The following is a 15,961-nucleotide window of genomic DNA, read 5'->3' on the forward strand; positions in this document are numbered from 1 at the left end:
TTAGATTAAATCCTTAATTGCTTTGCTTACTGTGTCTGCTACACGAGGATCAAAGGCTTCCGGAAGAATGTTGTTTTCATTCAATTCTTCTTCCGGAACAAGACCTGCGATTGCATTGGCAGCGGCAAGTTTCATTTCTTCTGTAATCTGTGTGGCACGTCCTTCTAATGCACCTTTGAAAATACCAGGGAATGCAACGACATTGTTTACCTGGTTCGGGAAGTCAGAACGTCCTGTTCCGACAACTTTGGCACCTGCTTCTTTTGCAAGGTCAGGCATGATCTCCGGTACAGGGTTCGCCATGGCGAACAGAATCGCATCCTTATTCATGGAAGCAACCATCTCTTTAGAAACAATATTCGGAGCAGAAACACCAACGAAAATATCAGCACCTTTTAATGCATCGGCAAGTGTTCCTGTGCGTTCTTCCAGATTTGTAACTTCAGTCATCTGCTGCTGCATCCAGTTCAGGTTCGGTGAGTTCTTGGAAATGATTCCGTTGATGTCACACATTGTAATATGAGGGAAACCATAAGTGAGAAGCAGCTTTGTGATAGCAACTCCGGCAGATCCGGCTCCATTCACTACAACACGGCAATCTTCCTTTTTCTTTCCAGTTACTTTCAGGGCATTGATGATTCCGGCGAGGACAACGATAGCTGTTCCGTGCTGGTCATCATGGAAAACCGGAATGTTCAGAAGTTCTTTCAGGCGTGTTTCGATTTCGAAACAGCGTGGAGCTGAAATATCTTCCAGGTTGATTCCGCCGAAAGCCGGTGCGATGTTGACTACAGATTTAATGATCTCTTCTGTGTCCTGTGTATCCAGACAGATCGGAACTGCATTGACACCACCGAATTCCTTGAACAGGACCGCTTTTCCCTCCATAACCGGCATAGCAGCAAGTGCACCGATGTTTCCAAGACCAAGAACAGCGCTTCCGTCAGATACAACAGCAACTGTATTGGCTTTCATAGTGTATTTATATGCAGCTTCGGGATCCTGTGCGATCACCTTACAAGGTTCAGCAACACCCGGAGTATAAGCGATGGCAAGATCTTCTCTTGAGTTGACATGCGCTTTGGCAGTTGTCTCTATCTTACCATTCCATTCTTCATGCATTTTTAAAGCTTTTTCATTGTTTGTCATGATTTTATACCTCTCTGATTTGATTGAATTAATGATACCACTGAAAAAGGAAACACGCAAGTACAGGAAAACAGAGAAAAGTTCAAAAAGTTCTTTCTTTTTAGAAAAATATACTGTATAATAACACCATATTTAAAGCAAATTTCCATTAAAGTCGAATCAGACTTGTATTCCCGAAGTATGAATGAATAATCCAGTATGTGAAAAGGGCACATGTGAAGTGGATTGACAGAACAAATTTACCTGAAAAGAAAGGAAAAGAATATGACACGAGAAAAATATGAATCATTGCCGCTGGCAACATTGAAAGAACTTGCAAAAGCAAGAAAGATGAGAGGTGTTTCTACATTAAAGAAAGGCGATCTGATCGATGCAATGCTTGAGCTGGATGAGCAGGAAGAGCAGAAAGAGGCAGCAGAAGAAGCGAGAGAAGAAGTAAAAGAAGAGAAAAAAGAAGAGACAGATATTGAACAGTTGGACAGTGGTTTTACAGCAAACGGAATCCTTGAGGTACTTCAGGATGGATATGGATTCATTCGTTCTGACAATTATCTTCCGGGAGATGGAGATGTCTATGTTGCTCCTTCCCAGATTCGCAGATTCGGACTTAAAACAGGCGATATCCTGACAGGAAATACAAGAGTTAAGACGCAGGGAGAAAAGTTCAGTGCACTTCTTTATGTGTCTACGATCAATGGACTGCGCCCGGCAGAGGCAATGAAGAGAAAGAACTTTGAAGACCTGACTCCGATTTTCCCGAATCAGAGAATCCGTCTGGAGAATCCGGGCTGTACAACAGCAATGCGTATTGTTGATCTTGTTTCCCCTATTGGAAAGGGACAGAGAGGTATGATCGTATCTCCACCGAAAGCAGGAAAAACTACATTATTAAAAGAAGTTGCATTATCTGTACAGAAGACAGAACCGAATATGCATCTTCTGATTCTGTTGATCGATGAACGTCCGGAAGAGGTAACTGATATTCGTGAGGCAATTGAAGGTCCGAATGTAGAGGTGATTCATTCTACATTTGATGAACTTCCGGAGCATCACAAACGAGTATCAGAAATGGTTATCTCAAGAGCAAAACGTCTGGTAGAGCATGGAAAAGACGTTATGATTCTCCTTGACAGCATCACAAGACTTTCAAGAGCATATAACCTGATCGTTCCACCATCAGGAAGAACACTTTCCGGAGGTCTTGATCCGGCAGCACTTTACAGTCCAAAGCGTTTCTTCGGAGCAGCAAGAAATATGAGAGAAGGTGGAAGCCTTACGATTCTTGCAACAGCACTGGTTGATACAGGAAGCAAGATGGATGATGTTGTTTATGAAGAATTTAAGGGGACAGGTAACATGGAACTGATGCTTGACAGAAAGCTTCAGGAGAAAAGAGTGTTCCCGGCAATTGATATTCCAAAATCAGGAACAAGAAGAGAAGATCTTCTTCTTACAAAGGAAGAACAGGATGCAGTTTATATTATGAGAAAAGCAATGAACGGCATGAAATCAGAAGAGGCAGTGGACAATCTTTTGAATATGTTTTCCCGTACAAAAACAAACGAAGAGCTTGTTCAGCAGATCATCCGTCAGAAATTTATTTAAAAAGGTGTTGCATTATTAAAAAATGTGTGATACAATTAGAAAGCTGTTTAGAGAAAATAATAAGTAATTTAAAAATAGAGAGGTGAAAATCATGCGCGAAGGTATCCATCCTAATTATTATCAGGCAACTGTAACATGCAACTGTGGAAACACATTTGTTACAGGATCTACAAAGGAGAACATCCACGTAGAAATCTGCTCCAAGTGTCATCCATTCTACACAGGTCAGCAGAAAGCAACACAGGCTCGTGGCCGTGTTGATAAGTTCAATAAGAAATACGGTATTAAATAAGAAATACGAAGTGATGAGGGCTGAGGTGGAAATCTCAGTCCTCTTTGTGTTTAGGAGAAATATATGAAATCATCGAATATAGGCGGCCAGGCAGTGCTGGAAGGCATTATGATGAAGAATCGGGAAACATATTCCGTTGCCGTCCGGAAACCAGATGGAGAGATTGAAGTTGATATTCAGGAATACAAAGGAGTTCTCCCATGGAAGGCACCGCAAAAGATTCCTTTCATTCGGGGGATTTTTAATTTTGTGGATTCTCTTGTGCTGGGAATGAAGACATTGACTTATTCTGCAAGTTTTTTTGAAGACGAGGAAGAAGAAATTCTTACAGAAGATGAGGCAAGAAAGCAGGAGAAGAAGGAAAAACTGATCATGAATCTGACAGTTGTGGTTTCTGTCTTGATTGCGGTTGGTATTTTTATGGTTCTTCCGTATTATCTGAGTAGTATTATAGAAAAGCATACCTCTTCACATCTTGTGATGACTGTTTTAGAAGGTGTGATCCGCGTTGCTATTTTCCTGATCTATATTGTTCTGATTTCCAGAACAAAGGATATTAAGAGAACATTTATGTATCACGGGGCAGAGCATAAATGTATTAATTGCATCGAACATGGATTGGAATTAAATGTAGAAAATGTACGGAAGAGTTCCAAACAACATAAGAGATGTGGAACGAGCTTTCTTTTCTTTGTCATGATCGTAAGCATTATTGTCTGCTTTTTTATTACGGCAAAGTCCCAGATTGTGAGAGTACTTCTTCGGATCGCCCTGCTTCCGTTGATTGCAGGAATCTCTTATGAATTGATCCGTCTGGCAGGAAACAGCGATCATCCGGTAATCAATGTACTTAGTAAACCGGGACTCTGGGTTCAGAATCTGACAACAAAAGAACCGGATGACAGTATGATCGAGGTTGGGATCAAAGCAGTGGAAGCAGTGTTTGACTGGAAGACATGGCAGGAGGAGAACCTGAAGCAATGAGAACAGAATCAGACAAGAGGACAGTGTATAAAACAGATTGCAGCGATTCAATAAGTTTGAAAAATGCATATAAAGAAGGAAAAGAAATTCTTGCGAAAGCAGGAATTACAGAGGCAGATCTGGATGCGTGGTATCTGGTGGAATTTGTGACAGGGATTACGAAAGCTCGCTATTATATGGATCCGGATCAGAGCATGGATCCGGAAGCATGGGAAAAGTATAAAGAATATCTTGAAAAAAGAAGAAATCATATTCCATTGCAGCATATTACAGGAAGTCAGGAATTTATGGGGCTTGAATTTCTGGTGAATGAACATGTGCTGATTCCAAGACAAGATACAGAAGTGCTTGTGGAAGAGGCACTGGAGATAATGAAACAAGAGATATTCAGATCAAAAGGTTGTTTGCAACTGTTGGATATGTGTACCGGGTCAGGATGTATTCTTCTGAGCGTAATGCATTATGCAGAACAAAAGGGTATATTTATAGAAGGAACAGGTGTTGACTTTTCGGAGCAGGCTCTTATGGTAGCGCAGAAAAATGAAAAACATTTGAGAAGCACGAAAAAGGATGAGAATGGAAAAGTGAACTGGATTTTGAGTGATCTTTTTGAAAATGTCAGTGAAACCTATGATATGATCTTATCAAACCCACCTTATATCAGAACAGCAGAAATTGAGAAGCTTCAAGACGAAGTGAAACTTCACGATCCATTCAGTGCATTGGATGGGAAAGAAGACGGATTGTATTTCTACCGGAAGATTGTTACTGATGCAAAACAATTCCTGAAAACAGGAGGAATACTTGCTTTCGAGATTGGATATGACCAGGGCAAAGAAGTTTCTGATCTTATGAAAAAAGCAGGATATGACAAGGTGTTCGTAAAAAAGGACCTGGCAGGACTTGACCGCATCGTCTGTGGCGTGTACTATTAAAAAGATAAAGAAGATAAAAAATAGAAGAGGATATAGAACTATGTTTGACAGATTAGAGGATTTGGTAATTCGTTACCAGGAAGTAATGGGTGAACTTCAGGAGCCGGATGTGGCAAATGATCCGGAACGTTTCCGTAAGCTGATGAAAGAGCAGAGTGATCTTGCACCAATCGTTGAAGCTTATCAGGAATATAAGAACTGTAAGCAGAATGTAGAAGAGAGTCTGATGATCCTGGAAGAAGAATCAGATGAAGAGATGCGTGAGCTTGCAAAAGAAGAGTTGAATGAATCTAAAGCCAGAATTGAAGAATTGGAGCAGGAACTTAAGATTCTTCTTCTTCCGAAGGATCCGAATGATGATAAGAACGTTATCGTTGAGATCCGTGCCGGTGCAGGTGGAGATGAGGCTGCACTTTTTGCGGCAGAAATTTATCGTATGTATGTGCATTATGCAGACAGCCGTAGATGGAAGACAGAGATGATCTCTCTGAATGAGAATGGAATCGGCGGATTTAAAGAGTGTGTATTCATGATCACAGGACAGGGAGCATATTCCCGTATGAAGTACGAAAGTGGAGTACATCGTGTACAGCGTGTGCCGGAGACAGAAAGTGGCGGAAGAATTCATACTTCAACAATTACTGTAGCCGTAATGCCTGAGGCAGAAGAAGTTGATGTTGTAATCGATGAGAAGGATATCCGTATCGATGTAATGCGTGCATCAGGAAATGGTGGACAGTGTGTCAATACAACGGACTCTGCGGTACGACTGACTCATTACCCGACCGGAATCGTGATCTACAGCCAGACAGAGAAATCACAGCTGCAGAATAAAGAGAAGGCATTCCGACTGCTTCGTTCCAAACTGTATGACCTGGAGCTTGAGAAGAAACAGGCTTCTGAGGCAGCAGAGAGAAGAAGTCAGATTGGTACAGGAGATCGTTCTGAGAAGATCAGAACTTATAATTTTCCACAGGGAAGAGTAACAGATCATAGAATCAAGCTGACACTTCATAAACTGGATAGCATTCTGAATGGTGATTTGGATGAAGTGATCGACAGCCTGATTGCAGCGGATCAGACAGCGAAGCTTGCAAAGATGGAGGAGTAGTACAAGGATGATACCGGAATTCAAACGACCGGAACTGGAAGACAAAGAACTGATTGACTATTATTTTGCACAGGCTCCAAGCAGAAGCTGCGAGAGAACATTTGCGAATGTATATCTCTGGTCCAGACAGTATAAAGTGAAATATGCAATCCTTCATAATGCACTTGTATTTCGTGATGAAGGAGATGGGCATACTTATGCTTACCCTGTAGGAAAGCCGGAAGCCGTCAAAGCTGCACTGGAAGAATTGATGAAGATCTGCGAGGATGAAGACTGTGAATTCGGTCTTTACTGTGTGACACCGGAGAATTTTTCACAGATGGAAGAGTGGTATCCGGGACAATTCCGGATTGAATATGACAGAGATCAGGCAGATTACATCTATGAGACGGAGAAGCTTGCAACACTTGCAGGAAAGAAACTTCACGGAAAGCGAAACCATATTAATAAGTTTAAGCAGCTTTATCCAGACTGGTCTTACGAATCACTCAGTGATGAGAATGTAGAAGCGTGCTTTCAGATGGCTCTGAAGTGGAGAAATTCGAATGGATGTAATGATGATCCTGAGAAGAACGCAGAGATGTGCGTTTCGTTGAATTCCCTCCGTTTATACAAAGAACTCGGCTTTAAAGGCGGAGTGTTGAAAAATGGCGAAAAAATTGTTGCTTTTACAGTAGGGGAAGAACTGTGCAAGGATACATTTGTTGTTCATATTGAGAAAGCATTTGCAGATGTACAGGGAGCATACCCTATGATTAATCAGCAGTTTGTTGAACATGAATGTATGGATTACACTTATGTGAACAGAGAAGATGATGCCGGGGAAGAAGGACTTCGTAAGGCAAAATTATCTTATCGCCCGGCTTTTTTGGAAGAGAAAGGGTTTGTGACGAGAATAGGAGGACAGCAATGATTTCAAAAAAAATGGAAAACATGGTAGCGAACAGTTCTGCAATCCGTGCAATGTTTGAAGAGGGCAACCGTCTTGCAGCAAAATACGGAGCAGAGAATGTATTTGACTTCAGTTTGGGAAATCCGAATGTTCCGGCACCGGAAGCGGTAAAGAAAGCAATGATCGAGATCCTTTCCGAAGAGGATCCGATCGTGCTTCACGGTTATACGAACAGCAATGCAGGTTATGAGGATGTGAGACAGGCAGTTGCTGATTCTTTAAATGAACGCTTTGGAACAAACTTTGCTTCCCGCAATATTACGATGACAGTCGGAGCAGCAGGAGGTCTTAATGTGATTTTGAAATCACTGCTGAATCCAGGTGATGAAGTTGTTGTGTTTGCTCCTTATTTTGGAGAATACAGAAGCTATGCGGATAATTATGACGGTGTGATCGTGGAGATATCTCCGGATACAGAGACATTCCAGCCAAAGCTTGATGAGTTTGAGAAAAAGCTGTCGCCAAAGACAAAGGCAGTCATCGTTAATACGCCGAATAATCCGACAGGTGTTGTTTATTCCGAAGAGACGATCCAGAAGCTGGCAGCGATTCTTGAGAAGAAACAGAAAGAATTTGGAACAGAGATTTATCTGATTTCAGATGAACCATACAGAGAACTTGCTTATGACGGAGTGGAAGTTCCATATCTCACAAAGTATTATGCAAATACAGTTGTAGGATATTCTTTCAGTAAATCACTTTCTCTTCCGGGAGAACGTATCGGTTATCTTGTAATTCCGGATGAAGTGGCAGACAGTGAGAAACTGAACGCCGCAGCTAACGTTGCAACGAGAATTCTTGGATTTGTCAATGCACCGACACTGCAGCAGAAAGTGGTGAAGGCATGTCTGAATGAGAAGACAGATATTTCATATTATGACAGAAACAGAGAGACTCTTTATAATGGATTGAAAGAACTTGGATTTGAGTGCATCAAACCGGAAGGAGCATTTTATCTCTTTGTAAAATCACCGGTTGCAGATGAAAAAGAATTTTGTAATACCGCGAAGAAATACAATATTCTGATCGTTCCGGGAAGCTCTTTTGGATGTCCCGGATATGTCAGAATGGCGTATTGTGTAGCATATGAAACAATTGTAAATGCACTTCCCAAATTTGCGGAGCTTGCGAGAGAGTATAGATAGAGGTAGTACCATGGCTGTAAGAGAAGAACTTTTGAGAAATATACGTAGCGTAGAACCATATGTACCGGGCGAGCAGCCACAGCATAAGGTTGTGAAACTGAATACAAATGAGAATCCATATCCACCGGCACCGGGAGTGGAACGTGTTCTGAAAGAGATGGACACAGACCGTTTTCGCCTGTATCCAGATCCAACTGCGGACGAACTCGTTGGAAGTCTCGCAGATTATTATGGTGTAGGGAAAGACCAGGTCTTTGTAGGAGTTGGATCTGATGATGTGATTTCGATGTGTTTCCTTACATTTTTTAATTCAGATCTCCCAATTCTCTTCCCGGATATTACATATTCGTTTTATAAAGTCTGGGCAGAATTATATCGGATTCCTTATCACTGTCCAGAACTTGATGAAAACTTTAAGATTGTGAAAGAGGATTATTATGCTGAAAACGGCGGAATTATTTTCCCGAATCCAAATGCGCCGACAGCAATTTATGAAGATCTTGAATTTGTAGAAGATATCTTAAAGCAGAACAGGAATTCTATCGTGATCGTAGATGAGGCGTATATTGATTTTGCGGGAAGATCTGCGATGGAACTGATCGATAAATATGATAATCTTATTGTGACACAGACTTTCTCAAAGGCAAGAAGTATGGCTGGTATGCGAATCGGATATGCAATCTCGAATCCAGATCTGATCCGCTGCCTGAATGATGTGAAATATTCTTTTAACTCTTATACGATGAATCAGACAGCTCTTGCCTGTGGTGTGGAAGCGGTTGAAGACAAGGCATATTTTGAAGAAGGAGTTCGTAAAATAGTTGAAACAAGAGAATGGGCAAAAGAAGAGCTCAGGAAACTTGGTTTTGTTTTCCCGGATGCAAAGGCGAATTTTATTTTCGCAAGACATCCAGAGGTTGATGCGAATGAACTTTTCCAGGCTTTGAAAGAGAATAATATCTTTGTCAGACATTGGAATGCACCACGAATCGATCAGTATCTGAGAATTACAATTGGTACAAGAGAAGAGATGGAGAGGCTTTTTGATTTTTTGAGAACATATATAAAGGAGAAATAACTGAATGAGTGAAGCTTTGATCAACTGGTTTATGGTGACACTGGGCGGAAAGGTCGGTAAGGAATTTATTCTCTTCCTGATCTCAATGGTTCCGATTCTGGAATTGCGTGGAGGACTGCTTGCAGCAGGACCGGCATTTTTGAATGTGGAACTTGCAAAAGCAGTACCTATCTGTGTGATTGGAAATCTTGTTCCAATTCCATTCATCCTTTTACTGATTACAAAGATCTTTGACTGGATGAAAGGAACGAAGCGTTTGAAGCCGATGGTGGAGAAGCTGGAGAAGAAGGCAATGAGTAAAAGTGACAAGATAGAGAAATATGAATTCTGGGGTCTTGTACTTTTTGTTGGAATTCCTCTTCCTGGAACAGGAGCGTGGACAGGATCACTGATCGCAGCTCTGCTTGGAATCCGCTTTAGAAAAGCTTTTCCGGCAGTTGTTGTTGGTGTCTGCCTCGCAGCATTTATTATGTCAGTCATTTCCTATGGAATTATTGGCGGTATTTTTGGATAAGATAAATATGCAAAGGAAGTGATTCTTATGTTACTGAAAGATAATGAAGAAAAGAGAAATATAGCCTGGAGAACAGTTATGACGGTTACTTCAGTTCTGATTATTCTGATCGTTGTTTTTTTCGCTGTGAAGCTTTTTACTTCCAATCCTCTGACAGGAAACTGGGAGAACACAGATGATGGAATGAAGCTGACGATCAAGAATAACGGGACAATGAATATTGTGCAGACTTTGGATGAGAGTACAGTCAGCGTTCCTGTTGATTATACAATTGACATGGAATATAAGCGTTTTGCAATCCATGTGAACGAAGAAAAGATAGCAAAACAGGCTGAAAAGACAAAAGACTGTTCCAAACAGGAGCTTCAGGATATTGCGGATGTGATGGAAGGAACTTACGAATACAGCGTGGAACAGAACGTACTGACACTGACTGATTCAGAATATGGAAGTCAGAAGACATTTGAAAAAAGTGGAAAGTAAACGGTGATTCTGCCTCAGCAGATGACACAGAAAGAACTTGCAGAGCAGTGGAAACAGGGGGTACAGATCATGTACAGAAATCAGACGAAAGAAGTAAGAATTGGGGATGTTGTGATTGGGGGAGACCATCCGATAGCAATCCAGTCTATGACAAATACAAGGACAGAAGATGTAGAAGCCACAGTGGAGCAGATCCTGCGTCTGGAAAAAGCAGGATGTGAGATTATCCGCTGTACAGTTCCGACAATGGAGGCTGCAAAAGCAATCAAAGAGATTAAAAAACAGATTCATATTCCGCTTGTTGCAGACATTCATTTTGATTATAAGATGGCAATCGCAGCAATTGAGAATGGAGCTGATAAGATTCGTATCAATCCGGGGAATATCGGTGCAAAAGAACGGGTACAGGCAGTAGTAGACAAAGCGAAAGAGTACAATGTTCCAATCCGTGTCGGCGTAAACAGTGGTTCTCTTGAGAAACATCTGCTTGAGAAATATGGTGGTGTTACTGCAGAAGGGATCGTGGAGAGTGCGCTGGATAAAGTTCATCTGATCGAGTCTATGGGCTATGACAACCTTGTTGTCAGCATTAAATCTTCTGATGTTCTGATGTGTGTGAAGGCGCATGAGCTGATCGCTAAGGAATGCCCATATCCGCTTCATGTTGGAATTACAGAGTCTGGAACTGTATATTCAGGAAATGTGAAATCTTCTGTAGGACTTGGAATCATTCTCCATGAGGGAATCGGTAATACAATTCGTGTTTCCCTGACAGGAGATCCGGTAGAAGAGATCCGTACAGCAAAACTGATTCTTAAGACACTTGGACTTCGCAAGGGAGGTATTGAAGTTGTATCCTGTCCGACTTGTGGAAGAACAAGAATTGATCTGATCAAGCTTGCAAACCAGGTAGAAGAGATGGTAGCAGACATTCCGCTTGATATTAAAGTTGCAGTTATGGGATGTGTTGTAAACGGACCTGGAGAGGCAAAAGAAGCCGATATCGGAATTGCAGGAGGTATCGGGGAAGGACTTTTGATCAAGAAGGGTGAGATCATCAAGAAGGTAAAGGAAGAAGAACTTCTTGATACTTTAAGACAGGAGTTATTGAATTGGAACAAATAAAGAATGAAAAAACATTTTTTCATGTATTTCCCACATTGAAAGTAGAAGAGGAATTTAAAGTCCTCTTTGCTGATGTGGAAGTTAAGAAAATCACGACTAATTCCGGTCGTGATTTTCTGCATGTACATTTAAAGAGTCATCATCTGATCCCAAAGAAGAAAATATGGCAGATGGAGCAGCGGATCAAAGAGCAGCTCTTTGGAACATCTTCTGTAAAACTTCAGATTCTGGAAGAGTATGAGCTGTCTGAGCTTTATACACCGGAAGCGGTGATGGAAGAGTACAAGGAGAGTTTGATTCTTGAACTGAAAGAAATCAGTGTCCTTGCTGCAAACATGTTTTCACAGGCAGAAGTGAACTATGAAGAGGGAAATGTCGTCCGTCTGGAGCTTCTTGATACGATTGTTTCCGAAGGAAGAAAAGAAGAAATCATGAATCTGCTGGACGATGTATTCAGGAATCGTTTTCATATGAATGTTGATATCCGGGTTACATATAAAGAAAACGAGGGTCAGGGAAGCAGAGAATATGACGAGCAGAGGATTCAGCAGGAAATTAATGCAATCTTTGAACGGCGCGCGAAACAGAGAGGCGAATATGAGGAGCGAAAGTCTGCTGTGGAGGCAAAGAAGAAGTCATCCGAATCAGGAAGCTCGTCTTCCGGAGAAAAGAAAGCAGAGACTTCAGGAAAATCTTCTTCAGGAAATGCATCCGTTTCGGGCGGAAAGAAAGAGTTCAAAAAGAAGGAATTCCGCAAGAAGGATTATGTGCGTCCGGTGAAGATCGGAGACGATCCGAACCTGATCTACGGAAAGAATTTTGAAGATGAGCCAATCAAATTGGAACAGGTTGTTTCTGAGATGGGTGAGATCACAATTCATGGTAAGATTATCAATTTTGATACACGGGAGATCAGAAATGAGAAGACAATCATTATCTTTGCTGTGACTGATTTTACGGATACAATCACGATCAAGATGTTTGCTAGAAATGATCAGTTACCGGAGATTCTCGGAGATTTGAAGAAAGGTGCTTTCGTTAAAATCAAAGGCGTGACGACAATTGATAAATTCGATGGTGAACTGACAATCGGTTCAATTACCGGAATCAAGAAGATTGGAGACTTTACGGTCTCAAGGCAAGATCTCAATCCAACGAAACGTGTAGAACTTCATTGCCATACAAAGATGAGCGATATGGATGGAGTTTCTGAAGTGACAGATATCGTCCGCAGAGCACATGACTGGGGACACCCGGCGATTGCAATTACAGATCATGGTGTAGCCCAGGCGTTCCCGGTTGCAAATCACTATATTGAGACATTGGATAAAGATGATCCGTTTAAAGTTCTATATGGTGTGGAAGGCTATGTGGTCGATGACTTAACTGAGATTGCAGTTAATGCAAAAGATCAGACATTGGATGATACCTATATTGTTTTTGATATCGAGACAACAGGATTCAGTTCTATCCGTGACAGAATTATTGAGATTGGAGCTGTGAAGGTTGAGAATGGGCAGATTGTAGACAAGTTCAGTACCTTTGTAAATCCGGAACGCCCGATTCCTTTCGAAATCACAAACCTGACAAGTATTACAGATGAGATGGTGCTGGATGCTCCGACAATCGAGGTTGTGCTGCCACAGTTTCTCGAATTTATTGGTGAGGGCGCATTGGTTGCGCATAATGCAGGATTTGATGTTGGGTTTATCGAACAGAATTGTCGTGTGCTTGGTCTGGAACAGGAATTCACAGCTGTTGATACAGTGGCTCTTGCACGTGTGCTGCTTCCGACCCTTTCGAAATATAAATTGAATCTGGTTGCAAAAGCACTTGGAATTTCATTAGAAAATCATCATCGTGCGGTTGATGATGCAGGGGCAACAGCAGAAATTTTTGTAAAATTTGTTGAAATGCTCAAAGATCAGCACATCATGAATTTAAAAGAAATGAACAAGTTTGGGGATCGTAATGTTAATGCAATCCGTAAGATGCCGACACATCACATTATTTTGATCGCACAGAATGATATTGGAAGATATAATCTGTATCAGCTGATCACGGCATCTCATATGACATATTATGCAAGAAGACCGAGAATTCCGAAAAGTCTGATCAATGAACACAGAGAAGGAATCATCATCGGAAGTGCCTGTGAGGCAGGAGAATTATACCGTGCGGTTCTTGAAAAACAGTCTGCACAGCAGATTGCGAGACTGGCAGATTTCTATGATTATTATGAAATCCAGCCAATTGGAAATGATATGTTTATGCTCGAAGATGAGAAAACGCCGAATATCAATACAGAGGAAGATCTGCGTAACGTAAACCGGGAGATTGTTGAACTTGGAGAGAAATTCGGTAAGCCGGTTGTAGCAACCTGTGACGTTCATTTCCTTGATCCGGAGGATGAAGTTTATCGCCGGATCATCATGGCAGGAAAAGGATTCAAAGACGCAGATAATCAGGCACCGCTGTTCCTTCGCACAACAGATGAAATGTTGGAAGAGTTCGCATATCTTGGTTCTGCGAAGGCGAGAGAAGTTGTTATAGAAAATCCACAGAAGATCGCACGTATGGTAGAGAAAATCTCACCGGTAAACCCCAATAAGTGTCCTCCGGTAATCGCGGATTCCGATCAGGAGCTTCGAGATATCTGTTATCGTAAAGCACATGAAATGTATGGAGAAGATCTTCCGGTACAGGTGTCTTCCAGACTTGAGAAAGAGCTGAACTCTATTATTTCCAACGGCTATGCCGTTATGTATATCATTGCACAGAAACTGGTATGGAAGTCCAATGCGGATGGGTATCTTGTTGGTTCCCGTGGATCAGTAGGTTCGTCTTTTGTTGCGACGATGTCCGGAATCACGGAGGTTAATCCGCTAAGCCCTCACTATTACTGTGAAAAATGTCATTACAGTGATTTTGAGTCTGAAGAGGTTCGTGCATTTGCCGGAGGCTGTGGTTATGACATGCCGGATAGAAATTGTCCTGTGTGCGGAGAAAAACTGGTCAAGGCCGGGTTTGATATTCCGTTTGAAACATTCCTTGGTTTCAAGGGAGATAAAGAGCCGGATATTGACCTGAACTTCTCCGGAGATTACCAGGCGAAGGCTCATAAATATACAGAGGTTCTCTTTGGTGAGGGTCATACATTCAAAGCCGGAACGATCGGTACGCTGGCAGATAAGACAGCATATGGATTTGTGAAAAACTATTATGAAGAACGTGGTCAGAGAAAGCGTGGCTGTGAGATTGAACGAATTACAGAAGGATGTACCGGAATCCGGCGAAGTACCGGACAGCATCCGGGAGGAATCGTAGTACTTCCGCACGGACACAGCATCAATGAGTTTACACCGGTGCAGCATCCGGCCAACGATATGGAATGTGGCATTACAACGACACATTTTGATTACCATTCCATTGACCATAACCTTTTGAAACTTGATATTCTCGGACATGATGATCCTACGATGATTCGTACATTGGAAGACTATATCACCTCCGATGCAATGGAAAATGAATATAATGAGGAGCATCCTTTCGTTGCAACGGATATTCCGCTGGATGACAAGAAAGTAATCGAACTATTCCATGGCACAGAAATTCTCGGAATCAAACCGGAAGACATCGACGGCTGTAAGCTTGGATGTCTTGGAATCCCGGAGTTCGGTACGGATTTCGTTATTCAGATGGTGCAGGATACAAAACCTCAGACGTTATCAGATTTGATCCGAATTTCCGGTCTGTCACATGGAACGAACGTGTGGCTCGGAAATGCACAGGAACTTGTAAAATCCGGAAAAGCAACCATTTCTACGGCAATCTGTACCCGTGACGATATCATGATCTATCTGATCAACAAAGGAGTGGAAAGTGCACTGGCCTTTACAATTATGGAGAGTGTGCGTAAAGGAAAAGGATTGAAACCGGAGTGGGAAGAAGCGATGAAAGCTCAGGATGTACCGGACTGGTATATATGGTCCTGTAAGAAGATCAGCTACATGTTCCCAAAGGCTCATGCGGCAGCCTATGTTATGATGGCTTATCGTATCGCTTATTGTAAGATCAATTATCCGCTTGCTTATTATGGAGCATATTTTGGAATCCGTGCGGATGCATTTTCTTATGCGATCATGTGTCAGGGCAAGGATAAACTGAATTACTACATGAAAGATTATAAAAAACGAAGTGATACCCTGACGAAAAAAGAACAGGATGTCATGAAAGATATGAAGATTGTCCAGGAAATGTACGCACGAGGACTGGAGTTTATGCCGATTGATATTTACCGGGCGAAGGCGAAGATGTTTCAGATCATTGACGGAAAACTGATGCCGTCTCTTGCCAGCATCGAAGGAATGGGAGATAAGGCGGCGGAAGCTGTGGAAGAAGCTTCAAAAGACGGTCCATATCTCTCACTGGATGATTTCCGTCAGAGGACAAAAGTAAGTAAGACAGTGATCGATCTGATGGCAGAACTGGGATTATTTGGGAATCTTCCACAGAGTAATCAGCTTTCCTTGTTTGATTTTTCGTAGGAAATGCGCTAGACGGATGTAAAGTGCTGTGCTATAATGAC

The 15,961-nt window shown here is 41.9% G+C and carries 13 protein-coding genes; 12 read left to right on the plus strand and 1 reads right to left on the minus strand.

The features are described from left to right. The gene (locus LI162_RS11670; RefSeq protein ID WP_015528939.1) at nucleotides 1-1,149 is read right to left on the minus strand and encodes an NAD(P)-dependent malic enzyme; all 1,149 of its coding nucleotides are present in this window, start codon (nucleotides 1,147-1,149) and stop codon (nucleotides 1-3) included. 264 nt (nucleotides 1,150-1,413) lie between these two features. On the opposite strand from LI162_RS11670, the gene rho reads away from it, so the two are divergent. From rho to LI162_RS11730, 12 genes are all read left to right on the plus strand, one after another. Beyond that, a complete protein-coding gene (gene rho, locus LI162_RS11675; RefSeq protein ID WP_015528940.1) occupies nucleotides 1,414-2,754 on the plus strand; it encodes a transcription termination factor Rho in 1,341 nt (446 codons plus the stop codon). A 91-nt stretch (nucleotides 2,755-2,845) separates the two neighbouring features. Next, a complete protein-coding gene (gene rpmE / locus LI162_RS11680) occupies nucleotides 2,846-3,046 on the plus strand; it encodes a 50S ribosomal protein L31 (RefSeq protein ID WP_005609529.1) in 201 nt (66 codons plus the stop codon). Nucleotides 3,047-3,109: 63 nt separating this feature from the next. Continuing rightward, nucleotides 3,110-4,030 (plus strand): DUF1385 domain-containing protein, encoded by a 921-nt coding sequence (locus tag LI162_RS11685; protein ID WP_015528941.1) that lies wholly within the window; start codon nucleotides 3,110-3,112, stop codon nucleotides 4,028-4,030. Next, entirely contained in the window at nucleotides 4,027-4,965 is a 939-nt protein-coding gene (gene prmC, locus LI162_RS11690) for a peptide chain release factor N(5)-glutamine methyltransferase (RefSeq protein WP_227156675.1), read from the plus strand. Before LI162_RS11685 ends, prmC begins: the two co-directional genes overlap by 4 nt. 40 nt (nucleotides 4,966-5,005) lie before the next feature. After that, the gene (gene prfA / locus LI162_RS11695) at nucleotides 5,006-6,076 is read left to right on the plus strand and encodes a peptide chain release factor 1 (protein ID WP_020436731.1); all 1,071 of its coding nucleotides are present in this window, start codon (nucleotides 5,006-5,008) and stop codon (nucleotides 6,074-6,076) included. Between the two features lie 7 nt (nucleotides 6,077-6,083). Beyond that, entirely contained in the window at nucleotides 6,084-6,989 is a 906-nt protein-coding gene (locus LI162_RS11700) for a DUF2156 domain-containing protein (protein ID WP_055144442.1), read from the plus strand. Next, a complete protein-coding gene (locus LI162_RS11705) occupies nucleotides 6,986-8,173 on the plus strand; it encodes a pyridoxal phosphate-dependent aminotransferase (RefSeq protein WP_055144438.1) in 1,188 nt (395 codons plus the stop codon). Before LI162_RS11700 ends, LI162_RS11705 begins: the two co-directional genes overlap by 4 nt. Before the next feature lie 10 nt (nucleotides 8,174-8,183). Further along, nucleotides 8,184-9,251: a histidinol-phosphate transaminase gene (gene hisC, locus LI162_RS11710; protein ID WP_227156677.1), complete on the plus strand. Its 1,068-nt coding sequence runs from the start codon at nucleotides 8,184-8,186 to the stop codon at nucleotides 9,249-9,251. Nucleotides 9,252-9,255: 4 nt separating this feature from the next. Beyond that, on the plus strand, nucleotides 9,256-9,765 hold the full coding sequence (locus tag LI162_RS11715; protein WP_015528947.1) for a COG2426 family protein: 510 nt from the start codon (nucleotides 9,256-9,258) through the stop codon (nucleotides 9,763-9,765). Nucleotides 9,766-9,792: 27 nt separating this feature from the next. Next, nucleotides 9,793-10,248 carry a hypothetical protein gene (locus LI162_RS11720; RefSeq protein ID WP_020436734.1) on the plus strand — a complete coding sequence of 152 codons (456 nt, stop codon included), beginning with the start codon at nucleotides 9,793-9,795 and terminating at the stop codon, nucleotides 10,246-10,248. A gap of 69 nt (nucleotides 10,249-10,317) precedes the next feature. Next, nucleotides 10,318-11,373, plus strand: a complete 1,056-nt coding sequence (gene ispG, locus LI162_RS11725) for a flavodoxin-dependent (E)-4-hydroxy-3-methylbut-2-enyl-diphosphate synthase (protein WP_055145277.1) — start codon at nucleotides 10,318-10,320, stop codon at nucleotides 11,371-11,373. After that, a complete protein-coding gene (locus LI162_RS11730; RefSeq protein WP_226875759.1) occupies nucleotides 11,361-15,920 on the plus strand; it encodes a PolC-type DNA polymerase III in 4,560 nt (1,519 codons plus the stop codon). The genes ispG and LI162_RS11730 overlap by 13 nt, the downstream gene beginning before the upstream one ends. Nucleotides 15,921-15,961: the final 41 nt, after the last annotated feature.

Source organism: Mediterraneibacter sp. 210702-DFI.3.120, from assembly GCF_020561005.1.
In the GTDB taxonomy this organism is placed as follows: domain Bacteria; phylum Bacillota; class Clostridia; order Lachnospirales; family Lachnospiraceae; genus Mediterraneibacter; species Mediterraneibacter faecis.